Annotated in this window: 21 protein-coding genes and 1 pseudogene; 6 read left to right on the top strand and 16 right to left on the bottom strand. The window is 73.0% G+C overall.

Going from position 1 to position 23531, the window contains the following annotated elements:
* The first annotated feature begins 85 nt into the window (after nt 1-85).
* A complete protein-coding gene (locus EAD89_RS11470; protein WP_121675674.1) occupies nt 86-3787 on the top strand; it encodes a discoidin domain-containing protein in 3702 nt (1233 codons plus the stop codon).
* 30 nt (nt 3788-3817) lie between these two features.
* On the opposite strand, the gene EAD89_RS11465 is transcribed toward EAD89_RS11470, so the two are convergent.
* Nucleotides 3818-4588 carry a crotonase/enoyl-CoA hydratase family protein gene (locus EAD89_RS11465; RefSeq protein ID WP_121675673.1) on the bottom strand — a complete coding sequence of 257 codons (771 nt, stop codon included), beginning with the start codon at nt 4586-4588 and terminating at the stop codon, nt 3818-3820.
* 180 nt (nt 4589-4768) lie between these two features.
* On the opposite strand from EAD89_RS11465, the gene EAD89_RS11460 reads away from it, so the two are divergent.
* Together EAD89_RS11460 and EAD89_RS30445 are read left to right on the top strand one after the other, a co-directional pair.
* Nucleotides 4769-5620, top strand: coding sequence for a Rieske 2Fe-2S domain-containing protein (locus EAD89_RS11460; protein WP_121675672.1), 852 nt, complete (start codon nt 4769-4771; stop codon nt 5618-5620).
* A gap of 458 nt (nt 5621-6078) precedes the next feature.
* Entirely contained in the window at nt 6079-6246 is a 168-nt protein-coding gene (locus EAD89_RS30445) for a hypothetical protein (protein ID WP_158610731.1), read from the top strand.
* A gap of 540 nt (nt 6247-6786) precedes the next feature.
* Here the strand turns inward: EAD89_RS30445 and EAD89_RS11455 are convergent.
* The 12 genes and pseudogenes from EAD89_RS11455 to EAD89_RS11400 form a co-directional block, all read right to left on the bottom strand.
* Nucleotides 6787-7848, bottom strand: a pseudogene (locus EAD89_RS11455) (LysM peptidoglycan-binding domain-containing protein); the annotation flags it as partial.
* 14 nt (nt 7849-7862) lie between these two features.
* A complete protein-coding gene (locus EAD89_RS11450) occupies nt 7863-8321 on the bottom strand; it encodes a pilus assembly protein TadG-related protein (protein ID WP_121653692.1) in 459 nt (152 codons plus the stop codon).
* Nucleotides 8318-8785 carry a TadE/TadG family type IV pilus assembly protein gene (locus tag EAD89_RS11445; protein WP_121653693.1) on the bottom strand — a complete coding sequence of 156 codons (468 nt, stop codon included), beginning with the start codon at nt 8783-8785 and terminating at the stop codon, nt 8318-8320. Before EAD89_RS11445 ends, EAD89_RS11450 begins: the two co-directional genes overlap by 4 nt.
* Nucleotides 8782-9225 (bottom strand): TadE/TadG family type IV pilus assembly protein, encoded by a 444-nt coding sequence (locus tag EAD89_RS11440; protein WP_121653694.1) that lies wholly within the window; start codon nt 9223-9225, stop codon nt 8782-8784. The genes EAD89_RS11445 and EAD89_RS11440 overlap by 4 nt, the downstream gene beginning before the upstream one ends.
* Nucleotides 9226-9230: 5 nt before the next feature.
* Nucleotides 9231-9434: a hypothetical protein gene (locus EAD89_RS11435; protein WP_121675671.1), complete on the bottom strand. Its 204-nt coding sequence runs from the start codon at nt 9432-9434 to the stop codon at nt 9231-9233.
* A 24-nt stretch (nt 9435-9458) separates the two neighbouring features.
* Nucleotides 9459-10328 (bottom strand): type II secretion system F family protein, encoded by an 870-nt coding sequence (locus EAD89_RS11430; RefSeq protein ID WP_121675676.1) that lies wholly within the window; start codon nt 10326-10328, stop codon nt 9459-9461.
* 5 nt (nt 10329-10333) lie between these two features.
* The gene (locus EAD89_RS11425) at nt 10334-11236 is read right to left on the bottom strand and encodes a type II secretion system F family protein (protein WP_121675670.1); all 903 of its coding nucleotides are present in this window, start codon (nt 11234-11236) and stop codon (nt 10334-10336) included.
* Nucleotides 11237-11240: 4 nt separating this feature from the next.
* On the bottom strand, nt 11241-12785 hold the full coding sequence (locus EAD89_RS11420; protein WP_121675669.1) for a CpaF family protein: 1545 nt from the start codon (nt 12783-12785) through the stop codon (nt 11241-11243).
* A complete protein-coding gene (locus EAD89_RS11415; protein WP_121675668.1) occupies nt 12775-13575 on the bottom strand; it encodes a ParA family protein in 801 nt (266 codons plus the stop codon). The genes EAD89_RS11420 and EAD89_RS11415 overlap by 11 nt, the downstream gene beginning before the upstream one ends.
* Nucleotides 13576-13577: 2 nt before the next feature.
* Nucleotides 13578-14231, bottom strand: coding sequence for an SAF domain-containing protein (locus tag EAD89_RS11410; protein WP_121653699.1), 654 nt, complete (start codon nt 14229-14231; stop codon nt 13578-13580).
* Nucleotides 14228-15196: a hypothetical protein gene (locus tag EAD89_RS11405; RefSeq protein WP_121675667.1), complete on the bottom strand. Its 969-nt coding sequence runs from the start codon at nt 15194-15196 to the stop codon at nt 14228-14230. Before EAD89_RS11405 ends, EAD89_RS11410 begins: the two co-directional genes overlap by 4 nt.
* Nucleotides 15190-15756 carry a hypothetical protein gene (locus EAD89_RS11400; protein WP_121653701.1) on the bottom strand — a complete coding sequence of 189 codons (567 nt, stop codon included), beginning with the start codon at nt 15754-15756 and terminating at the stop codon, nt 15190-15192. Before EAD89_RS11400 ends, EAD89_RS11405 begins: the two co-directional genes overlap by 7 nt.
* 722 nt (nt 15757-16478) lie before the next feature.
* Here EAD89_RS11400 and EAD89_RS11395 point away from each other — a divergent pair.
* Complete coding sequence (locus tag EAD89_RS11395) at nt 16479-17198, top strand: A24 family peptidase (protein WP_233578511.1); 720 nt, start codon at nt 16479-16481, stop codon at nt 17196-17198.
* Between the two features lie 128 nt (nt 17199-17326).
* On the opposite strand, the gene EAD89_RS11390 is transcribed toward EAD89_RS11395, so the two are convergent.
* Nucleotides 17327-17956, bottom strand: coding sequence for a phosphatase PAP2 family protein (locus EAD89_RS11390; protein WP_121675665.1), 630 nt, complete (start codon nt 17954-17956; stop codon nt 17327-17329).
* Between the two features lie 172 nt (nt 17957-18128).
* On the opposite strand from EAD89_RS11390, the gene EAD89_RS11385 reads away from it, so the two are divergent.
* On the top strand, nt 18129-20528 hold the full coding sequence (locus tag EAD89_RS11385) for a glycoside hydrolase family 65 protein (RefSeq protein WP_121675664.1): 2400 nt from the start codon (nt 18129-18131) through the stop codon (nt 20526-20528).
* 37 nt (nt 20529-20565) lie between these two features.
* Here EAD89_RS11385 and EAD89_RS11380 read toward each other — a convergent pair whose 3' ends face one another.
* The gene (locus EAD89_RS11380) at nt 20566-21030 is read right to left on the bottom strand and encodes a hypothetical protein (RefSeq protein ID WP_121656793.1); all 465 of its coding nucleotides are present in this window, start codon (nt 21028-21030) and stop codon (nt 20566-20568) included.
* Between the two features lie 223 nt (nt 21031-21253).
* Between EAD89_RS11380 and EAD89_RS11375 the strand changes: the two genes are divergently transcribed.
* The gene (locus EAD89_RS11375) at nt 21254-22414 is read left to right on the top strand and encodes a low temperature requirement protein A (protein WP_121675663.1); all 1161 of its coding nucleotides are present in this window, start codon (nt 21254-21256) and stop codon (nt 22412-22414) included.
* A gap of 46 nt (nt 22415-22460) precedes the next feature.
* On the opposite strand, the gene EAD89_RS11370 is transcribed toward EAD89_RS11375, so the two are convergent.
* A complete protein-coding gene (locus EAD89_RS11370) occupies nt 22461-23504 on the bottom strand; it encodes a P1 family peptidase (RefSeq protein WP_121675662.1) in 1044 nt (347 codons plus the stop codon).
* Between the last annotated feature and the right edge of the window lie 27 nt (nt 23505-23531).

Raw genomic sequence — 23531 nt, 5'->3', positions numbered from 1 at the left:
GTGGTGCCCGGCGACGGGCGTACCCCTGCACCCGTCGCCGGGCACCACACCCCGCACCCACCCCCGAAAGAGGTGTAGCGACCCCATGTCCAGAAACGGCACCAGACGAGGCACGCCGCCAAGCGCCGCGCCCACACCCGTCCCCCGAACCACCCGCAGCGGCCACCGACGGCTGCTCGCCGGCCTGCTCGCCGGAATGCTCGTCGCCACCGCCCCGGTCGTCACCCCCGCGGCCGGCGCGGCGCCGGTCGCCGACCCGTCCGCGGCCGCCGCGCGCGTGGCCATGCTCGCCGGGCTCTCCGCCACCATGACCGCCAGCAGCCACAACCAGAACTACGTGCCCGGCAACGCCAACGACGGCAACGCGGACACCTACTGGGAGAGCGCCAACAACGCGTTCCCGCAGTGGATCCAGGCCGACCTCGGCGCCACGGTCAGCGTGGACCGGGTCGTGCTGAAGCTGCCGCCCGCGTCGGCCTGGCAGACCCGCACCCAGACGCTGTCGGTGCTCGGCTCCACCAACGGGTCGTCGTTCACCACCCTGAAGGCGTCCGGCGGCTACACCTTCAACCCGGCCACCGGTAACACCGCGACCGTCACCTTCACGGCGGCCAGCACCCGTTACGTGCGGGTGCAGGTCACCGGCAACACCGGCTGGCCGGCCGCCCAGTTCTCCGAGGTCGAGGTCTACGGCGCAGTCGGCAGCCCCGACACGCAGGCCCCCAGCGTCCCCGGCAACCTGGCGTACACCCAGCCCGCCAGCGGGCAGATCCGGCTCACCTGGTCCGCGTCCACCGACAACGTCGGGGTGACCGGGTACGACGTCTACGCCAACGGCGCGCTGCGCGGCAGCGTCAACGGCTCGACCCTCACGTACACCGACAGTCAGCCGACCAGCGCCACGGTCTCGTACCACGTCCGGGCCAGGGACGCGGCCGGCAACCAGTCGGCGAACAGCAACACCGTGACCCGGACCGGCACCGGCAACCCGCCGGTCGGCACCAACCTGGCGCTCGGCAAGCCGATCACCGCCTCCGGGTACGTGCACACGTTCGTGGCCACCAACGCCAACGACAACAACGTGGCCACCTACTGGGAGGGCAACGGCAACCCGAGCACGCTGACCGTGCAGCTCGGCGCGAACGCCAGCCTCAGCCAGATCGTGGTGAAGCTGAACCCGGACGCGGCCTGGGGTGCGCGTACCCAGAACATCACCGTGCTGGGCCGCGACCAGGGCTCGTCGACCTTCACCACCCTGGTCGGCGCGGCGAACTACACCTTCAACCCGGGCAGCGGCAACACGGTGACCATCCCGGTCTCCGGCGCGGCGGCCGACGTACGGCTCTCGATCGCCTCGAACACCGGCGCCCCGGCCGGCCAGGTGGCCGAGTTCCAGGTCATCGGCACCCCGGCGCCGAACCCGGATCTGACCGTGACCGGCATGTCGTTCACCCCGTCCGCGCCGGTCGAGACGAGCACCATCACGCTCTCGGCCACCGTGCGTAACGCCGGCTCGGCGTCCTCCGGCGCCACCAACGTCAACTTCTACCTGGGCGCCACCCGGGTCGGCACCGCGTCGGTCGGCGGCCTGGCGGCCGGCGCCTCGACCACGGTCACCGCCAACATCGGCACCCGTGACTCGGGCAGCTACCCGCTCAGCGCGAAGGTCGACGAGTCGAACACCGTCGTCGAGCAGGACGACACCAACAACAGCTACACCAACCCCAGCCCGCTGGTGGTCAGCGCGGTCGCCAGCTCCGACCTGGTGGCCTCCGCGGTCGACTGGTCACCGGGCAACCCGCCCCCCGGCAGCACGGTCACGTTCTCCGTGTCGATCCGCAACGCCGGCAACCAGGCGTCCGCGTCCGGCTCGCACGGCATCACCCTGACCGTGCTCAACGAGTCCGGCGCCGTGGTCCGTACCCTGACCGGCTCGTACTCCGGCGTGATCAACGCCGGCGCGACGGTCAGCCCGATCAACCTGGGCACCTGGACCTCCGCGAATGGCAAGTACACCGTCCGGGTGGTGCTCGCCGTCGACGGCAACGAGCTGCCGGTCAAGCAGGCCAACAACACCAGTGACCGCCCGCTCTTCGTCGGGCGTGGCGCCAACCTGGGCTACGACATGTACGAGGCCGAGGACGGCACCACCGGCGGCGGCGCCGGGCAGGTCGGTCCCAACCGGGACATCGGCAACCTCGGCGGCGAGGCGTCCGGACGTCGGGCGGTGACCCTGAACAGCACCGGCTCATACGTCGAGTGGACCACCCGGGCGGCGACCAACACCCTGGTCACCCGCTTCTCCATCCCCGACGCGCCGGGCGGTGGAGGCATCAACTCGACGCTGAACATCTACGTCAACGGCACCCTGCACAAGCCGATCAACCTGACCTCCAAGCACATCTGGCTCTACGGCGCGGAGGCCAGCCCGAGTGACTCGCCCAGCGCCGGCCCGCCTCGCCACCTGTACGACGAGGCGAACGTGATGTTGAACTCGACCATCCCGGCCGGCAGCAGGATCCGTCTGCAGAAGGACCCGGCCAACACCACCACGTACGCGATCGACTTCATCAACCTGGAGCTGGTCGCACCGCGCGCCAACCCCGACCCGGCCCGGTACCGCGTGCCGACCGGCTTCAGCCACCAGGACGTCCAGAACGCGCTGGACGCGGTCCGGATGGACACCACCGGCAACCTGATCGGTGTCTACCTGCCGGCCGGCACCTACGAGACCGCGCAGAAGCTCCAGGTGTACGGCAAGCCGATCACGGTGGTCGGCGCGGGCATGTGGTACACCCGCTTCCAGACGCCCACCGGCCAGCAGAACACCGACGCGGGCTTCCGGGTGGAGTCCTCGGCCAGCGGGTCGACCTTCTCCCACCTGGCCTTCTTCGGCAACTACACCATCCGTCAGGACGGGCCGGGCAAGGTCTGGGGTGAGCTGAAGGACGTCGACAACATGACGCTGGACAGCGTCTGGGTCGAGCACACCGTCTGCGCGTACTGGGGCGTGAGCGTCAGCGGGTTGACCATCCGCAACAGCCGCTTCCGGAACACCTTCGCCGACGGTGTGAACCTGACCAACGGCAGCACCAACAACCTGATCACCAACACCGAGGGGCGGTCGAACGGCGATGACGCGTTCGCTCTCTTCTCGGCCACCGACCAGGGTGCGTCGACCGGCAACAACGGCAACGTCTTCGAGAACCTCTCGGCCACGCTGACCTGGCGGGCGGCCGGGCTGGCGGTCTACGGCGGCTACAACAACATCTTCCGTAACCTGTACATCGCGGACATGTTGACGTACTCCGGGATCACCATCAGCTCGCTGGACTTCGGCTATCCGTTCATCGGGTTCGGCGCCAGCCCACCGACCCAGTTCCAGAACATCTCGCTGATCCGGGCGGGTGGGCACTTCTGGGGATCCCAGACATTCCCCGCGATCTGGGTGTTCTCCGCCTCGAAGGAGTTCCGCGGCATCCGGGTGTCCGACGTGGACATCGTCGATCCGACGTACACCGGCATCATGTTCCAGACCAAGTACAACGGGTCGCAGCCGGAGAACCCGATCACCGACACGGTCTTCACCAACGTCTCGATCAGTGGCGTCCGTAAGAGCGGTGACGCGTTCGACGCGAAGTCCGGCTACGCGATCTGGGCCAACGAGATGCCGGAACCCGGCCAGGGTCCGGCGGTCGGCTCGGTCACCTTCAACAACCTGCGGCTGACCAACAACTACCAGGACATCCGCAACACCACGACGACCTTCACCATCAACCGCAACTGATCTCACCGGTAGCCGATGCCGCCGGGAGGCTCACTCTCCCGGCGGCATCGCGCCGTGCCGACCCGCACCGGCGGCGAACCGGGCCGCGCCGGCCGCCGCGTCGGTGGCCAGCGAATCCATCCCGTACGCCAGTTCGGTCGCCATGGCCTCCGGCTCGGGCGTGCGGGCGCCGGCCAGCACCGACGCCCGGTCGTTGCGCAGGCAGGTCTGCGGATGCCGGGCGATCCCCGCCGCCAGTTCCTCTGCCGCGGCTCGCGCCTGGCCGGGTGGCACCAACCGGTTGACCAACCCCATCGTGTACGCCTCGTCGGCCGGCACCGGCCGGCCGGTGAGGATCAGGTCCATCGCGCGGCTCTCACCGATCAGCCGGGGCAGCCGGACGGTGCCACCGTCGATCAGCGGCACTCCCCAGCGGCGGCAGAAGACCCCGAGCGTCGCGTCGGACTCGGCGACGCGCAGGTCGCACCAGAGCGCCAACTCCAGACCGCCCGCCACCGCGTACCCGGAGATCGCCGCGATCACCGGCTTGCTCAGCGCCATCCGGGTCGGACCCATCGGGCCGTCCCCCTCCGGCTCGACCCGGTTGCCGCTGGGCGTGCCGATCGCCTTGAGGTCGGCGCCGGCACAGAACGTGCCGCCGGCTCCCCAGAGCACGGCCACCGCCGCGTCCGGGTCGGCGTCGAAGGCCCGAAAGGCGTCGGCCAGCGCCCGCGCGGTCGGCCCGTCGACAGCGTTCCGGGCCGCTGGCCGGTCCAGCACCACTGTCGTCACCGGCCCGGCGCGCTCCACCCGTACACCCATCGGCCCAGCATGCCCGCCGGACCGCAGCCGCCGCAGCCCCGCATCCCCCGCAGCCCGGCAGCCCTCGCAGGCGATCATGCGACGCGCCGGGCCCGGGCCGAAAGAGCTGTCGACACGCCGTGCTACAGGTCTGTCACCGCCGACCGGTTTGCGACCGCGTTCGCCGGGAAGTCGGTACGGGTGCGAGCACTGTTGACGAAAGTTGAGCAAGCATCGCGGCTGGACCGAACAGGTGACCGGCTGCAGCGGGCGGTCCTCGCCACGCTGCGTCCCCGGCGACTGCGGGACCTGCTGCACGGAGTGACGCTGGGGCATCCACTGCATCCGGCGATGGTGCAGGTGCCGGTGGGCGCCTGGATCAGCGCCGCGGTGCTGGACCTGATGCCCGGGCAGCGCCGTCCCGCCACCGTGCTGGTCGGTCTGGGCACCGTGAGCGCGCTGCCCGCTGCCGTCGCCGGGCTGAACGACTGGGCGGCGCTCTCCCGGGACCAGCGCCGGGTCGGCCTGGTGCACGCCGCCGCGAACACGGTCGGCGTGACGCTCTATGCCGGCTCGCTGGCGGCGCGGCTCTCCGGCCGCCACGGCGTCGGTCGTACCCTCGGGTTTATCGGGCTTACCGCCGTGAGCCTCGGGGCGTACATCGGTGGCCACCTGGCGTACAAGCAGGGGGCCCAGGTCAACCAGAGCATCTCCGAGCTGCACCGGATGAGCGACGGCTGGCACTCGCTGGCCGAGATGGCGGCGCTCCCGCAACGCACGCTGGTCACCCGGGAGGTGGACGACGTCTCGGTGATCCTCTACCGGCACGGTGACGAGGTCACCGTGATGCTGGAGCGTTGCCCGCACCAGAGCGGGCCGCTCGGCGAGGGCGAGGTACAGGAGATCGACGGACACGCCTGTGTGGTCTGCCCGTGGCACGGCAGCGCCTTCCGCCTGAACGGTGGCGAGGTCGTGCAGGGGCCGTCCGGCAACGACCAGCAGATCCTGCCCACCCGGGTCCAGGACGGCGTGCTGCAGACCCGCCTGCCCTGACAGCCGGCGAACGGATATCCGCCCGCTGCCCGGCCGCCCGCTGCCCGGCCGCCGGCTGCCCGGCGTCCGGCGCTCGGGCCAGGCTGCCGGGGTTGCCACCGCTCATCCGGCGCCGAGCCGCTGAGCGCCGCTCATCCTGCGGCAGGCTGCCGTGCGCCGTTCACCCGGTGCTGGGCTGCTGAGCGCGCCGCTCCTGCGCCGGGCCGCTGAGCGCCGCTCCACCCCTGAGCGGGATTGCGTGCGCGCTGCTCATTTTGCGCCGGGCTGGCGTTTGCGCCGCTGATCCTGCGCGGGCTGCCGCGCGCCGCTTGACTCTGTGTCCGAGACGCAGGGGGCCGGTGCTACTTCCAAGCGCGATACCTCAGAGTCATATTTATACCTGTGAGGTATCGCGCTCTCCGGACCCATGCCGCCAGCCGGGGCGAGTCCGCTGCTGTGCTGCCGCCGGGGTCGCCGCAATGAGCGGGAAGCCGGCGCGGCTGTCGATCGGCGGTGAGCTGAGTCGGAAGCTCAGTGCGGCCCGGTCGACCGGCGAGGAGCTGAGCTGGAAGCCCAGTGCGGCCCGGTTGATCGGCGCTGAGTTGAGCTGGAGGCGCGGTGCGGCCTGTTGGCCGGCGCTGAGTTGAGCTGGAAGCCGGTTGCGGTTGTCGACCGGCGGGAAGTTGAGCTGGAAAGGTGGTGCGGCCTGTCGACCGGGAGCGAGCAGGGCAGGAAGCCCGGCGTGACCGCCAACCGACGGACCTGCGTCCGAGGTCGGCCGCTTGACCGCCCAAACGGCGGCGACCTCGTGCGGACTCACCGGAGGGGCGAGCGCCGGGTCAGCTGCGCCGGTGCCTACCGACCTCCGGTCCGTCCGGCACGGAGTCCAATCCGTGTCCGCCGGCCAGCGGGCCACCGTGTTCGTCGTAGCCGCCCCATCCCTCACCGTCACCCCAGGAGGCGTTCCCCCTCCGGCCCTCGTCGCCGGACCGCCCGGGGGCAGCGGTCGCTGCTCCGCCGCTCGGCCCGGTGGTGATGCCAGGCGCCCGGGTCGTACCGCTGCTGGTCCGGGTCGTACCGCCGGTCCGGGTCGTACCGCTGCTGGTCCGGGCTGCGCTGCCGATGCTTTTGCGCGCGCCGCCGCGGGGCGTGCGGGTGGACGCGGCTGACCGAGGGGACGCGCCGGCGGTGGCCGGGCGGCGGCGCAGTCCGAGCACCGCGCCGATCTGGGCGCCGACGATGCTCGCCACGGCCAGCACGGCGGAGACCGCCAGCGGTCGGTTGACCCGGTCGGTCGCGCCGGCCCGGGCGGCGCCGACCGTCATCGCGGGCGGCTGACCCGTGGACTCCGTACCGGTGGGTGGTGTCGGTGCCACACGTTCCGGCGCGGCCCGCTCGGGTGCCGGTCGGGGGGCCGGCGGCTTGGGCGCGGGTCGGGCGACCAGGCGGCCGGTGGCATGGGAGCGGGCGCCCTGGTCGGTGGCCTCGGCGGGCAGTCGGAGCAGCTGGCCAGGGCGGATCCGGTCCGGGTCGTCGAGCCGGTTCAGCTCGGCCAGCCGTCGGTAGTCGGCGAACTCGTCCAGGTAACGCTCGGCCACATCGCCGAGGTAGTCGCCCCGCGCCACCCGGTACACCGGAGCCGCCTCGTCACTCGCGCCCGCGCGCGAAGGCGCGGCCAGGGCCGACGCGTCGCTGACCGTGGCGCCCGCGACGCGGGGCGCGGCGGTCCCGTGGGCCGTACCCAGCGCCGACGTGGACGCCGGCCCAGCCAGGGTGGCGGCGCCCGGGCCGGCCAGGGTGGCGACGGCCGGTGTGCCCGGGTGGGCGTACGCCGAACCGCCGTAGACGGCGGCGGCGCTGGCGGCGGCCGGGCTGGCGGCGAGGATCAGCGCGACCGAACCGACCAGGGCGGCGGCGGCCTTCTGCTGGCGGCTCATCCCCGGCAGCTTCGGCGCCGGCCGGCGCAGGCTCTGCGCGCCCAACTCGACGAGGACCGAGAAGGCGAACGTGGCCCAGCCGAACCAGCCGGCCAGTGCCAACGCCCGCAGGAAGAGCTGGCCGTCGTCCCGGCTGGTCAGCGCGGTGCCCACCTCGGCGATGGTGGGCAGGTGGTCGGGCAGAGGGTTGCCGGCGAAGGCGAGCAGTGCCACCGGCGCGCCGGCCAGCAGTGTGCAGAGCACGACCAGCGCTCCGAGGCCGGTGAGGATTCGTCCGGTCCGCCGTACGACGGACCGACCCGATGCGGGCATGGCTGCCTTCCTTCCTACGGTTCCGGCGGTGCTGGCGCTCGGGTGATGGCCCGCGCGGTCGCCTCGCCGGTGACGGTGACCGTGCTGGCGAAGCCGAACAGCCCGAGCATCGATCGGCGGTAGGTGATCGTGACGCGTACCCGGACTAGGGTCTCCCCGGCGACCTGCGGGAAGCTCACGGTGTGGCCGGTGGTGCCGGCGGCGGCCAGGTAGTTGGCGACCGCGACGCGGGCCTGCCGCCGGTTGATCCGCGTCGGCCCGCCCTCGATCGCGGTGGCCCGGTCGATGGCCTGACCGCCGGCCCGGGCCGCCTCGGCGGCCAGGTTGTCGGCGCGTTGCAGGGTGCGCAGCTGCCCGGCGCCGTCGAAGGAGAGGCCCACGATGGCCAGTACGCCGGTCATCGCCACCGCCAGGAAGATGCTGACCCGGCCGTGGTCACCGGCGCGTGGACGCCGGGAGGCGATGGCGGTCATCGTCGGCTCCGGTAGCGGTCCAGGGGCGAGGTGAAACTCGCCGTGATCCGGTTGTCAGTCGGCATCCCGGGCACGACGTTCAAGGAGATGTCCTTGAAGGACACCAGGCAGCTGATCTCCACCGTCACCGTGGCGTCCGTACCGACCGGGCTGCGGAAGGCGGCGTTGAAGCTGGTGGCCTTGCCGGCCACCGATCCGGAGAAGGTCGGGTGGAGGTCATTGGCGCAGGCCAGCCCGTGCCAGTCCAGCTGTTTGCGGGCGGCCTCCCGCGCCGCGGTCCGCGCGCTTCTGGCATCCCGGGAGATCGAGGCGGCGCGGGCCGCGTCGTGCGCGGCGGCGTCGATCGCCTCCGCCGCGACCGCGCTACGCCCGGCCACGCCTGCCAGCACCATCAACGCGATGAACGCGGGCGCGAGCACCGCCACCTCGATGGAGACCGAGCCCCGCTCGGCGCTGCGGTTCACGGAGTGGTCACCCGTTCCACTGTCCCGTGCGCGGTCTGCTCCACCGCGAAGTCCACGCCGGGCACCACCGACAGGGACCGGCCGCGCACCGTACAGGTCACCTCGGTCGCGGTGGTCACGCAGCTCGGGTCGGTCTTCCCCCAGCCCACCAGCCAGCCGCCGGTGGCTTTCAGGAAGCGGGTGGCGCTGGCGACCCCGGCGCCGTCCGGGGCGTCGTACAGCCGCTGGGCGTTGACCCCGCTCTGCGCGGCGTTCAACGCCGTGGATCGGGCCAGGAAGACGGCCGCGACCTGGAGCGAGGCGAAGAGCAGCACCAGGATCAGCGGCATGACCACGGCCAGCTCCACCGGGTTGGCTCCCCGCTCCCGGTCACCGGCCGCGAGGTGGCGCCGGGCAGCGGCGACCGCCCGGCACCACCATGGGAACGCGGCTCGGCGCATGTCCGCTACTTCGGGTCCGTGTGGTTCGGGATGGCGTTCATCCAGTCGTTGGCCTTGCCCAGGGCCAGGCCGGTGACGATGGTCGCCACGAAGACCAGACCGAAGATGATCACCGCGGTCGGCACCGGGCTGTCGCCGCGCTCGCCGTCGCGGCGCAGCTCGGCGACGCGCGTCGTCAGCACGAAATGCAGGTAGCTGATGATGGACATGGCGTACTCCTTCTCGGGGTCGGATCAGACACGGGCGATGAACGGGTAGACGACGAAGCCGAGCAGCACGAAAACGAGCAGCGCGCCCGGAATGTCGAGCTTGCTGGTCACCCCCTCGGCGCGGGCGAGGTTGTCGGTGCGGATCTGGTCGCGTAGCGAGTCGGCCCGGCTGCGCAGGGTCTCGTGCACCTGCGCTCCCTCGCTGCCGGAGGAGCGCATGATCGCGCCGACGTCGCCCAGCTCCGGGATGCCGATCTTGTCGGCGAGGTCGCGCAGCTCGTCCCAGGGCGCGTGCATCTGCATCTGGGCGATCCGCAGCGACTCCTGGATCCGGTCGAAGACCCAGCCGTCGCAGACCGCGGCGGCCCGCTCCAGCGACTGCACCGGCCCGTGCGCGGCGGAGAGCTGCAACGCCACCAGATCCAGGTAGGTGCAGACGGCCTGGCGGAACTCGTCCCGGGCGGCGTCGGCCTTGGTGAGCACCGCCCGGTGCGCCAGCAGCCCGCCGATCAGCGCCAGGCCGAGGCTGCCGAGCACCGGTACGACCAACGGCAGCGAAACGCCCAGCACGAACAGCGCCACCCCGAGCAGGGTCGGCGTGGCCAGCCCGACCAGCGCGGAGAGCAGTACCGACAGCGCGTACTGCTCGGAGGTCTGACCGATCAGGGCGAGCTGCCGGTGCGGCGGCCGCAGCCAACGGGCCAGCCCGGTCAGCCAGTCCAGTCGCCGGGAGGCGGGAGCGGCGACCCGGCCGGTGCCGGCCGGCTGGTGCAACCGGCGCAGTGCCGGCCCGAGCGCCGGGGTCGCCGGCACGAGCTCGCGGACCACCAGGAACAGGCCCAGCCCCACGGCCGCTCCACCGCACACCGCGATGGCCAGGTGCCAGTTCACGATCACGCTCACGCGATCACCTCCTGCGGGTCCGGCGCCGGCAGGAACCGGGCCGGCCGCTGCGGCTGGCTCATCGACCGCACCCAGGCCAGCAGGCCGATGAAGGCTGCGCCGAGGGCGGCCATCACCAGTTGACCCACCGGCGTGCCGTACGGCTCGATGTACTCGGTGTTGATCAGCCCGTACGCCAGAGTCGCGAGGGTCATGCCGGTGAGGAAGCGGACCGCGAACCGGGGCTGGGTGCGCTTCGCCTCGATCTCCCGGCGGGTGGCGACCTCCGCCGCCGCCGCGCCGGCGATCGAGCCGAGTACGTCGCCCAGCCGCTCGCCCCGGTCGGTGAGGTGCAGGATCAACGCCGCCACCACCTGGTCGCAGACCGGGTCGCCGATGTCGTCGGCGAACGCCAGCAGCGCGGAGCGGGCCGTCCAGCCGGCCTGCAACCGGGCGGCGAGCAGGCGAACCTCGTCCTCGACGCCAGGTGGCACGGTGCCGATCGTGCCGATGATCGACTGTTGGAGGCCCTGCCCGGTGCCGGAGACGTCCTTGAGTCGGCGGGTCCACTCGCCGACCGCCTCGATCCGGGCGATCGCCCGCTGCTCGGCCTTGCCCACCGCGAACAGCCACGGGGTGCCGGGCACCGCCACCGCCACCAGCAGACCCACCACCGGCAGCCCGGTCAGCAGGAAGGCCAGCGCGCCGGCGGCCAACGCGGTGAGCAGCAGCGCCTGGTAGGCCCGCCGTTCGCCAGGAGTGGCGCCGGAGCCACGCCAGAGTCGGCTCAGGCCAGGTCCGGAGCCCGGGCCGGGGCCGACGGGCCGCCGGGTGCCGATCAGCGCGACCACGGCCAGCAGCAGCCCCGCGACACAGGCGGCGCCGGAGACCACCGCGATCAGTTCCAGGTTGGTCCGCACCAGATCACCGCCGGGCCAGTCGGGTCTGCCGGGGGCGACGCCAGGCGCCGGTGCCGGCCTCGATCCACCGGGTCAGCAGCCGGGCGTCGTACCCCACCCGCAGCAGTTGGTCGCGGACCCGTTCCGGCAGGTGCCGGGGGACCGCGCGGCCGTCCGGGCCGGGCCCGAAGACCGTGGTGGTGGTGATGCGGCCGGCTTCGCCAGCGCCGATCACCTCCTCTACGTGCGACACGAACCGGTGCTTGCGCCCGCCGATCGCGGTCTCGTCCTCGACGGTGACGTAGACGATCAGGTCCAGGGCGTTGCCGGCCATCCGGCGGGCCTGGTCGACGGTCATCTCGCGGCCGTGCGCCAGCGCCAGCTCGACGATCCGTTCGCCGACACCGGCCGACGTGCGGGCGTGGATGGTGCACATCGAGCCCCGGCTGGTGGTCATCGCCTGGAGCATCGGCACGATCTCCCGGGACCGCACCTCACCCACGATGATCCGCAGCACGCCCATCCGCAGTGAGAGTGGGATCAGGTCGGCGATCGTCACCTCACCGGCGGGCCGGCCGTCGAAGCCACGTTCGCCGTGCCCCTCGCGGGCCTCGAAGCTCATCACCGCCCGGTGCCGCTCCCGCCGGCGGGCCGGCAGCAGCTCCCGGCTCTCCTCCAGCAGCACGTACGGCTCGTCGGGCGGGATCTCGTTCATCAGCGCGCGGATGATCGTGGTCTTCCCGGCACCGGCCAGCCCGGCGACCATGATGTTCAGCCCGGCGCGCATCGCCGCGCGGAGGAAGTCGCGCAGCAGTGGGTCGATCATCTCGTCCAGGTCACCCCGGGCGCCGGCCACGTCGTCCAGGCTCACGTCCAGGGTGTTGTGCTTGCGGATCACCGCATACGGGCGGTGGCTGACCAGGAACACCGCGGCCAACCGGCTGCCGTCGGGCAGTTGCAGGTCGAGGGTGGGCTTCACGGTGGACAGGGACCGCTCGGTCGCGCCCGCGCGGCGTGCCGCCGCCTGGAGGATCTCCACCAACTCGGCGTCGCTGTCGGCGATCGGCTCGGCCCAGTCCACCCCGCCGCCGTGCCGGGTGATGCGTACCTGGTCGCAGCCGAGGATGTGCACCTCCTCGATGGTGTCGTCGACCAGCAGGGTCTGCAGCCGGCCCAAGCCGACCAGCTCGGCGGTCACCTGGTCGAGCAGGAGGCGTTCCGCGCCGGCGGCCATCGGTGTGCCGGCCCGGCGGACCGCGTCCGCGTACTCGGCGACCACCGCGACGGCCAGCCGGGCCCGCTCGGTGTCCTCCTCGTCGACGGTGAACTCACGGCCGCGCTGCCAGAGGGTGAGCCGCTCGGTCAGTTCCCGGCGCAACTCCCGGACCACCTGGAAGTCCATGCGGGCGCGGGGTGGCGCCTCCGGCGGCGGGCTGGCCGCGGGTGCCGGCGGGGGCGTCGGCATCGGCACCGAATGGTGTCGGCCGTTCGGCGCGGCCAGCGGCGGCGAGGTGGAGGTGACGCCCGGCGGCTGCTGCCGCGGGTCGACGGAGACCGGTTCAAACCGCATCCGGCACCCCCTGCTGCACGGGCCAGGCCAGCCGGGCGCGCCGTCGCTCCAGCAGCGCGCCGATCGGCACCTCCAGCGCGGCCGCCGCGCGCAGCAGCGGGCGTCCGGCCCGCACCGTTCCGCCCAGGCTGAGCACCTTGGCGGTACGCGCGTCGTGCGGCAGCCGGGCGATCACCGGCAGTTTCAGCGCTCGGCTGATCTCGGCCTGCCCGTGCCCGTCGCCGACGAGCAGCAGCCGGAGGGTGCCCGGTGGCACCCGGTGTTCGGCGAAGTCCCGTTCGATCGCGGTGACGACCGCCCGGGTGCCGGAGAGGTCCGGCAGCTCGGCCCGGGTCACCAGCAGCACCACCGAGGCGGCCCGCAGCACCGGCCACGGCGGGCCGTTGACGTGCAGCCGGCCGCAGTCGACCAGCACGTCGTAGCCGGGGGTGCCGCGGTCGAGCGCGTTGAAGTAGTCGGCGAAGCGCTGCCAGAGCGGGGTGACGCTGCCGGCCTGCGTCGGGTCGACCAGCCCGGGCAGCAGCAGTCGTTCCCGACGGGGCGCGTCGAGGTCGACCAGCTGGGACCAGAAGGCGGTCTCCAGGTTGCCGTCGCGCAGCTCGCCGACGGCCAGCTCGCCGAGGCCGCGGGGCCCGTCCAGCTGACCGCCCAGGTAGCCGGCGAGGATCGACCCGCCGGCCGGGTCGCACTCCGCGAGCACCAGCCGTCGGTGCCACGCCAGCGCGCAGGCCAGCGCCGAGGTGGTCACGCCGGGCGAACCCTTCGCGGACACCAGCGCGATGATCGCCATGCTCAGGCCGCCTCGGTCAGCACGACGGCGACCCGCTCCTGCGCGGCCAGCGCCACCACCGCGGGTACGTCCCGGACGGGGAGTGCCAGGTAGAGCACCTTGTCGTCGTTCGCCGGGCTGACCATGTCGATCACGGTGGCGGAGAAGCGGGTGCCCACGGCGGCCGTGCCGGTGGCGTTGTCGTCCGGGGTGCTGACCAGCAGAACCTTGTCGCCAGGGTGCAGTTCACGCGCCGGCACCTGCGCGGTCTTCAGGCCGAGCGCGATCTGCTGCTGGCCGGGGCCGAGCAGCGGGTCGTCGGTGACCTGCCCCAGCGTGAGCAGGGCGCCCGGGACCAGCGCCACGGCGGCGCGCTTGCCGACCACCTCGTCCAGCCGCCCGGCGGGCACCGGGCGCAGCCCCTGGCCACCGGCGACCTGCACGGCGACCAGGTCGGCGGCGCTGATCTCCCGGCCCACCTCCACCGGCCGGGCCACCGCGAGGTAGCTGCCGGTGGCCCGGACCGAGGTGACCGCGAAGGCCGCGCCCAGCCCACCCAGCGCGATCAGGAGTACGGCCAGACCCAGCAGCCCCGGGCGGACCCGGCGCTGCCGGACGACCTTGGGCGGGCTGACCGGCGCGTCCACCGGTGTCCCGTTGCGCGTCGCGAGACTCACCTGTTCACCACCTGGAGTTCGTTGATCTGGATCGGCACGGTGTCGCTGGTCCGGGTCTGCGGAATCGGCTCGCCCTCGACGTCGTCGTCGGTCCACCACCGCACGGTCCAGTACGTGGTGGCGCCGACCCGGTAGGTGCCGGCCTCCGGGTAGCCGTTGTCGTAGCCGCAGTCCGGGGATGTGCGGCCGGCACGGCGGCCGTTCGGGTCGTACGGGGTGCCGGCGCCCGTGCAGGTGACCTTCTCGCCGTTGCCCATGTCCCAGACGATCCGGTCGACCTTCGCCTCGATGGAGACGGTCAACCCACGGTCGGAGGCGGAGGCGCGCAGCGGGCCGAAGTAGCTGGTGCTCGGTGTCGCCCACATCCAGACGGGCAGGCCGACCAGGCCGGGGCCGACGTTCTTCCGGGGCGCCACCTTGAGCCGCGCGGGCAGCAGCTTGATCGACGCCAGGGCGCGGCGGGCCAGCTCCTCCGGATCGGGCGGCGCGCCGAAGCCGGGCGGCGGCTCGTCCCTCAGCACCGTGACCTGGGCACCCAGCTCGCCGCCGTTGCAGGTCTGCAGATACCACTGCTGACCCTCGGGCGGCTCGACCTCTCCCTCGGTCAGCTTGTAGTAGCACCCGTCGCCGTTGTTGAACCAACCGAGCAGGTCGTCGTAGCAGGCGATGGTCCGCCCGCCCCACTGGCAGACGCCGCCACCTCCGCCGCCGCCGGAGTCACCGCCGCCGCCGTTGTCGCCGCCACCGCCGGGATCGCCCGGTGTGCCGGGTTCGTCGTCCCAGACGCTGCAGTCCGGCTGGTCGAGCGGGCACTCCACCCCCGGGTCGGCGCGCCGGGCGGCGGCGGCCGGCAGCGTCGCGCCGACCACCAGCAGCAGTGCGAGGCCGAGCCCGGTGAGCGCCCGGCGGGGCGTCCCGGCCCGGGCGGTACGGGCCGGGACGCCTCTTCCTCCCCAGGTCAGCACGGCTGGTCCCGGTGCGCGGCGCTGGAGTTGATCAGCCAGCGCCCGTCGGGATAGCGGGTGGCGGTGGCCGTGGCCAGATGTCTGCTGCCCCCGCTGCCCGGGACCACCCGTCTGTCCTTGGCGTAGACCAGCCGGTAGCCGCTCGCGTCCAGGCAGTCCTGGATCTCCACGGTGGCCGGGGTCGAGTCCAGGCTGACCGAGGTCACGGTCGGGTCGGACTTCAGCGTCCCGGTACGCATCGCGCCGTGCTCCTTTGCCTCGCGAATGGACACTCGCACCCGAGTGAGCAGTGGATCGGCGAGGAACCGGGACAGTTCCGGCGCATGCGGATCACTGCGTCGACTCGCCGTACGCGAGGCCGCGAGATAACCGGAGTACGCGTGCAGTGCCGCCTTTTCCGCGGCCCGCCGTTCGACGTCCGAGTCCGCCTGTTGTCCGTCGTTGCGGGCCGGCGCCGGCCGTTCGACGGCCTCCCGCCCGCTGCCGCAGGCGGTGACCGGCACCGCCGCCACGACCGCTACCAGGCAGATTGCTGCTCGCCTGAGCTGCCGTCCGCGCACCGTCGAGCCTCCTCGTGGTCGCCCGGTGCGGCGGCGGATCACCGCCGCCGGGCATGCGGAAGCGCGCCCGGATCAGCACATCCGGAGCCGTTCATTGCGCTTCTGCATTCACCGATACGGATCTTCTACAAATGGATGGTCCTGTGTCGTCCGGTTGTTGCAGTGAGGCTTGCGTCACACCCAAGGGGCGAGCATAGGCTGACGCTCGCCGATGCAACAGAGGCAATTCAACTGAACACTCTCCGTGATGACAGGTGGTGGTGAGGGGTGTCTGCGCCGCGCTCCGGGCAATGGCCGGCCGATACGCCGGCGACGGCCCGCACTGGACGGGCCGAGCGGGTTCGTCGGGGCCCTTCCGCCGGTCCCGAGAGTGGGACAACGCGGCGTCATCCCGGCATCCGCTCGGAGCCGGCGGGGGACCGAGGAACCGCGCCGATCGGTGGGACGGCCGGCCCGGGTCCGGCCCGGGAAGCCGTCGGACGGCCGGCTGTGCAGGTCGCTTTCTGCGCCATCCGCTACACCCAAGCGATCGTTCAGTCACGATCCGTGTTCGCCTTCACGGCCGGCGGCCGGCCCGAAGCGGGGTCGACATGGCGCTGACCGGCCCCTCGGCGGCCGCCCCGGGTCAGGAGAACCCGCCCGATCGGACCCCGATACCCCCGCCCTCGGGTGGCACGACCGAACCCGTCGACCGAGCCGCGAGCGGTGCCCGGCTCCCCACCGTGCTGGCGATCCTGACGGTCAGCCCGCTGCTGCGGTGGGCCGCCCTGCGCTACGGCGTACCGTCGGGCACCGCCAGCCGGACCGGCTGCGACGCCTGCGGCGCGCCGATCGGGCTGACCCGGCCCTGGCCCGCGCTGGGCCCGGTCGGCCGGTGCGGTCGCTGCCGCGCCCCGGTCGGTCCGCCGCCCGGCACGGTCGAACTGGCCGCGCTCGCCGGGCTCGCCGCGGTGGTGCTGCTGGCGCTGGTCGGTCCGTCGGGCGGTGCGCTGCCGGCGCTGGCCTGGTGGCTCGGCTGGACGGTCCCGGCGGTCTTCGTCGACCTGGCCGTGCACCGGCTGCCGGACCGGCTCACCCTGCCGGCGGCGGCCGGGACGTGGCTGCTGCTCGGCGTCGCCGCGCTCGGCGACCCCGAGCCGGGGCCCTGGCTGCGCGCCGTCACCGCCGGCGCGGGACTGGCGGTGCTCTTCGCCGGCAGCACGCTGCTGCTCGGCCGCCGTGGCTTCGGACTGGGCGACGCCAAGCTGGCGCTCAGTGTGGGCGCGCTGCTCGGCTGGTACGGCTGGCCGGTCCTGCTGCTCGGGCTGCTGCTCGCCTTCGGGCTGTCCGCGTTGGTCAGCCTGGGTCTGCTGGCCGCCAGGCGGGCCCGCTGGACCACCCACCTGCCGTTCGGCCCGTTCCTGCTGCTCGGCACCGTCGGCGCCCTCCTGCTGAACACCTGACCGCCCCGGCCGTCCGTCGCCCGCGCCGTCCGCCGCCGTCCGTCGCCCGCGCCGTCCGCCGCCGTCCGTCGCCCGCGCCGTCCGCGCCGTCCGTCGCCTGCGCCGTCCGCCGCCCGCGCCGTCCGGGGTCAGGGGCGGGGCCGGCCCGCCAGATCGGGGACCGTGCGACGGGCGCGGTCGGCCCGGCGGCGTAGCGCCTCGGCCGCCGGGCGGGCCAGCAGCGGGGTGGCCAACGCGGCGACCAGGGCGCCGAGCAGCAACCCGGCGACCACGTCGTGCGGGTAGTGCACACCCACGAAGACCCGGGAGAACGCGGCCAGCACGGCCAGCGGCAGCGCGACCAGTCCGAGTCGGCGGGAGAGCAGCAGCGTCGTGACCGCCAGCGCGCCGGCCAGGGTGGCGTGATTGCTGGGGAACGACCAGTCGCCCGTTGGCGGACAGCTGCCCGCGATGATGGCCCGGCCGAGCGTCCGGCACGGTCGATCCTCGTCCACCACCGTCTTGAGCCATTCGCTGCCGGCGTACGCCAGCAGGGTCGGCACCGGCGCGACCAGGGCGACCGCCCGGTCGTGCGGGCCGCCGGACAGGCGGCTCAGCGCGGCTACCAGCAGCAGCGCGCCGAGCAGCAGGATCACCCCTTCGGTGGCGTGCCCGACGAACCACTGCACCGGTTGCGGGCTGTCGGCGGCGACGTCGATGACGTCGCGGTACCACTCGGCGCTGATTTCCGGAACGTCCATGTTGCCGGTGTCGACCATGCATCACCTCACCAGATGTTCATACCTGGTTCATCTGGGAGACAGGGTAGGAACGCGCCAGGCGGCAGCGCGGGTCCCGAAGGTCGAGGCGGCTCACCGACCTTCGTCCAGGAATCGCACAGCCGGCTCTGCTTGGCTGGTCAGGGACATCGGCACCCCACAGGAGGCATTCGTGCACACCGGTTCGGCCACCGATCAACCGTCGCCGGCCGTCGAGCGCGGGGACGAGGAGACCTGGCGGATCCGGCGTACCGCGGCCGACCTGGACCGGCTCGGCGAGACCGAGTCGATCTTCGCGCTGGGCAACGGGTGGGTCGGTTGGCGTGGTGTCCTCGACGAGGGCGCGCCGTGCGTGATGCCGGGCAGCTACGTCAACGGTTTCCACGAGCGGCGCGAGCTGAGCTATCCCGAGGAGGGGTACGCCTTCCCGCAGGCCAGCGACACCGTCGTCAGTGCGCCGAACGCGGCGCTGATCCGACTCTGGGTCGACGACGAGCCGCTGGACATCCGGACCGGGACGCTGCACACCCACGAACGAATGCTCGACCTGCGCGCCGGGGTGCTGCGCCGGGAGACCGAGTGGGTCTCGCCGGCCGGGCGGCGGGTGCGCATCCGCAGCACCCGGCTGGTGTCCCTGCCCCGCCGTCCGGTCGCCGCCGTCCGGTATGAGGTGGAGGCGCTGGACGGGCCCGTCGAGCTGCGGGTCTGCTCGGACCTGCTGGCCAACGAGCAGGTGCCGGAGCGCTCGGACGACCCCCGGGCAGCCTCGGTGATCACCGATCCGCTGACGTCCGAGACGTACCGCGCGGCCGGCCTCGACGGGGTGCTGGTGCACCGCACCGAGCGCAGCGGCCAGCGCGTCGCGGTGGCGGTCAGCCACCTGCTGGACGCGCCGGGCACGGTGACCGCCACCGGTGACTGCACCCCCGACCGGGTACGGCTCACCGTGGCCGGCCGGCTGCACCCGGGCGAGCGGCTGCGGTTGACCAAGTTCGCCGCGTGCGAGTGCGCGGCGGTCGACGGGACGCCGGCCGGCGAGTTGGCCGACCTGGTCGCCGCCGAGGCGGACGCCGCCCGCGCGGACGGCTTCGACGCCCTCCTCGCCGACCAGCGCGCCGCCCTGGACGCGGCCTGGCAGGCCGCCGACGTGCTGCTCGACGGCGACCGGGAACTCCAGCAGGCGACCCGCTTCGCGATCTTCCACCTGATCCAGGCCGGCCGCCCCGACTCCGACCGGACCATCCCCGCCAAGGGCCTGACCGGCAACGGCTACGACGGGCACGTGCTCTGGGACACCGAGAGCTACGTGCTGCCGGTGCTCACCTACCTGGCTCCGGCGGTGGCCCGCTCGGCGTTGAGCTGGCGGCACGCCCACCTGCCGGAGGCCCGCGAGCGGGCCCGCGAGCTGCGGCTGACCGGCGCCACCTTCCCGTGGCGCACCATCGGCGGCCGGGAGTGCTCCGGCTACTGGCCGGCGGGCACCGCCGCGCTGCACGTCAACGCCGACATCGCCGACGCGGTGCTGCGCTACCTGGCCGCCACCGACGACCAGCGGTTCCTTGCCCAGGCGGGGCTGGAGCTGCTGGTGGAGACCGCCCGGCTCTGGCACGGCTTCGGCCACTGGTCGGACACCGGCGCCTTCCACCTGCACGGGGTGACCGGCCCGGACGAGTACGCGGCGCTGGTCAACGACAACGTCTTCACCAACCTGATGGCCCGGCGCAACCTGCGCGGCGCGGCGGACGCCGCCGAGCGCCACCCCGACCTGGCCGGCCGGCTCGGGGTGGACCCGACCGAGATCGCCGGCTGGCGGGCCGCCGCCGACGCGGTCTTCATCCCGTACGACCGTGCTCGCGGCGTCCACCAGCAGGCGGCCGGGTTCACCGAGCAGCCCGAGTGGGACTTCGCGAACACCGGCGAGGACGACTACCCGCTGCTGCTGCACTACCCGTACCTGGAGCTGTACCGCCGGCAGGTGGTCAAGCAGGCCGACCTGGTGCTGGCCATGCAGCTCCACCCCGGTGAGTTCACCGCCGACGAGAAGGCCCGCAACCTGGCCTACTACGAGGCCCGCACCGTTCGCGACTCGTCGCTGTCGGCAGCACCGCAGGCGGTGCTGGCCGCCGAGGTCGGGCACCTCGACCTGGCGTACGACCTGTTCGCGGAGTCGGTGCTGCAGGACCTGGCCGACCTCGGCGACAAGACCGCGGACGGGCTGCACCTGGCCTCGCTGGCCGGGTCGTGGCTGGCGCTGGTGCAGGGCTTCGGCGGTCTGCGGGACGACCGGGGGGTGCTCTCCTTCGACCCTCGGCTGCCCCGGCGGATCGACCGGCTGGCGTTCAGCCTGCGCTGGCGCGGACATCGGCTGCGGGTCACGCTGACCGCCACCGAGGCGCGCTACGAGCTTCCCGACGCCGGCCCGGACGTCGCGGTCGACCTGTGGCACCACGGTGCGGAGCTCCGGGTCACCGGCGCCGCGCCGGTCATCCGGCCGATGCCGCCGGTGCCCGACCCCGGGCCCGAGCCGCACTCCCCGCCCGGTCGCCGCCCCACCCGCCGCTCGGCCGGCTGACCTGCCGCCACCCGCTGCTCGTGTACGCAGGCGACGGTCAGGTCGGCCCGAGGCCCCCGGCCATCCGTTCGCGGACGGCCTCCAGCGCCTCGAAGGCGTACGCCCAGTTGTGGCACTTGAAACTGCGCAGGCCGTCGATCGCGGTGTGGCAGTCGGCGCAGCGCACACCGGGGATGGCGTCCGGGATCTCGGTGTTGACGTACTTGCGTTCGCCGAGGATGACGGTGGCGATCATGGCCTTGTCGTGCAGGCCGGAGAGCGCCGACGAGACGATGTCGTACCAGGTGATCCGCCGGCCGCACTTCGGGCAGTCCGGCTCGTCGCCGCTGACCCAGAGCGGGGCGCCGATGGTGCGCGCCGGCATGCCGAGCAGCTTCTCCAGTCGCCGGACGTCCGATTCCGGGGTGGTCCACCGGTGCCGGCCCGGCAGCGACGCGGGCGAGTCGTACACGGCGCGGAACAGGTCGTGGTCGACCTGCACGGTCTCCCGCTGACTGGTCATCGGCGTCCCCCTCGACGGTCGGTGCCCCCACCGTCGTCCCTGGTGGGGGCGGGCTACAACCGGATCAACGACACGGCGGGGCGACCAGCCCCCCGCCGCGAGGTCAGGATGCGGCCGCTGCGGAACCGGCCGCACCCCGCCCGCCCGGTTGCCCGCTTTCGCCGTCGGCCGCCGGTCCCGGGTGGTACGACGGACGCAGGGCGTGCCACCGGAAGGAGCGCTGATGGTGAGCCGGCCCGAACGGGTGCTGCGAGGACGGAACGTGCCGCTCAGCGCGTCCTTCCTGGAGCTCTTCTTCGACCTGGCGTTCGTCCTCGCCCTCAGCCAGCTGGCCCAGCATTTCCTCGCCGACCTCACCCTGATGGGGGCGCTGCGGACCGCGCTGCTCCTGACCGGGGTCTGGTGGATCTGGGTGTCCACCACCTGGCTGACCGACTGGTACGACCCGGAGACCCAGGCGATCCGGGGGCTGCTGGTCGGCGCCACGCTGGGCAGCCTGCTGGCCGGGGTCGCGGTCCCGCAGGCGCTGGACGGGCGGGGCCTGCTCTTCGCCGGCTCGTACGTCGCGGTCCATCTCCTCCGGGGCACGGTCACCGCCCTCGCACTGCGCGGCCACCCGCGGCAGAGCCGGGCGCTGCGGGTCCTCTGCTGGTACAGCGTCTCCGCCGTACCGTGGCTGGCCGGCGCGTTCGTGCCGGAATGGCGGGTGCCGCTCTGGCTGCTCGCCCTCGCGATCGATCTCACCGGCCCGCGACTGGGCTGGCCGACGCCCCGGCTGGGTCGGGCCCGGCAGCAGGAGCTGCACCTCGCCGGTGAGCATTTCGCCGAGCGGTACCAGCAGATCATGATCATCGCGCTGGGCGAACTCGTCCTGGTCGCCGGCCTCACGTATACCGGCACCCGCCTCAGCCTCCCGGAGACCGCCGCGTTCCTGCTGGTCTTCACCACCGCCGTGCTGATCGGTCTGCTCTACGTGACGCCCGCCGGCCAGCGCCTGGGCCCGGCCATCGAGAACGCCGAGCCGTCCCGGCTCGGGGTCACCACCGGCTACCTGCACCTGGTGATGATCGCCGGAGTAGTGGCGACCGCGGTCGGGGCCGAACTGAGCATCGCCCACCCCACCGAGATCGGCGGCACGACCGCTGTCGTGGTCATCCTGGGCGGACCCACCCTCTTCCTCGTCGGGCGGATCCTGTTCTCCCTGGCGATCCACCGGAGACTCTCCTGGCCACGGGTGATCGGCCTGTTCATCCTGGTCGGCGCAGCGATCGCCGTGCGCCTGCCGTTGGTCGCGGTCAGCGCGATCGCCGCCGGGGTGCTGATCGTGGTGGCCGTCCTGGACCAGGCGGGCATCTTCACCGGCGCTCGTACCCGAGCCCGTTGACGATCGGTGCCTGGCTCGATGGCCGGCGTCAACTCCACGGCGTGGATCAGGCTGGCGCTACCAGCCGGCCGGCCGCCGACAACCGCCGGACCACCGCCCCGTGTGGCACGGCGTGACTGGTACGACCGGCCACACCGGTGGTGGTGGCGGCGGTGAAGAGCGAGTTGAGCAGCGCTTCCTCGACCGAGTCCAGGACGGCGGCGAAGACCGGGTTGATCTCCCCGTCCGGGATTGGTCGTTGGTCCGGCTGCGCGGTGCTGAACGCGATCGCGTAGTCGCCGCTGCCGTTGCTGTAGGACGCCCCGACCCGGCCCATCGCGAAGACCGCCCGCCGGGCGAGCCGTCCGAGCTGCCGGGCGTCCAGGGGTACGTCGGTGGCGACCACGATCATGCAGGAGTTGCCGGACGGTTCGGTCCGGTCGGCGTCCGGGATCAGCTCACAGACCGGCAGCGGGACGCCGAGGGCGGTGAGCACTCCGCCGAAGTTGGACTGGACGAGGGCGCCGACCGTCCCCGGTCGGTCGGCGACCCGTACCGTCCTCGACGACGTACCGATGCCGCCCTTGAAGCCCAGGGCCGTGGTGCCGGTGCCGGCCCCGACGCAGCCCTCCGCCGGTGGCCCGTCGGACGCCCCGGTGACGGCGGCGAGCACGTGTTCCTCGGTGATCGGCCGGCGGCGGATGTCAGAGAGGTGGCCGTCGTTGGTCTCGCCGACCAGGGGGTTGAACGACAGGCCGTCGGGGCGACGGTCCATCAGGTGACTGAGCAGCGCGTCCGCCGCCCGGAAGACGGACAGCGTGGCGGTCAGGACGATCGGTGACTCCAGTACGCCGAGTTCGTCGACCTGTGTCGAGCCGACGAGCTTCCCGTGGCCGTTGCCGGAGTACACGGCGGCCGACAGGGTCCAGCGTCCGGGGCCGAGCTGACTCGGTACGACCGCGGTGACGCCGGTGTGCAGATCGGCGCCGTCGTCGACGGTGGTGTGCCCGACCAGGACTCCGTCGACGTCGGTGATCGCGTTGTGCCGCCCGGTGGGCAGCGGCCCGACCACGATCCCGAGGTCGCGGGCGCGGCGGCTCAACTGGTCCATGAGGTTCCTGTCGTCGTTGTTGCACTG

The organism is Micromonospora sp. BL4 (assembly GCF_003667505.1).
Lineage (GTDB): Bacteria > Actinomycetota > Actinomycetes > Mycobacteriales > Micromonosporaceae > Micromonospora.
Note: the sequence above shows the minus strand (reverse complement) of the source record. Positions and strands in the feature narration are given on the sequence as shown.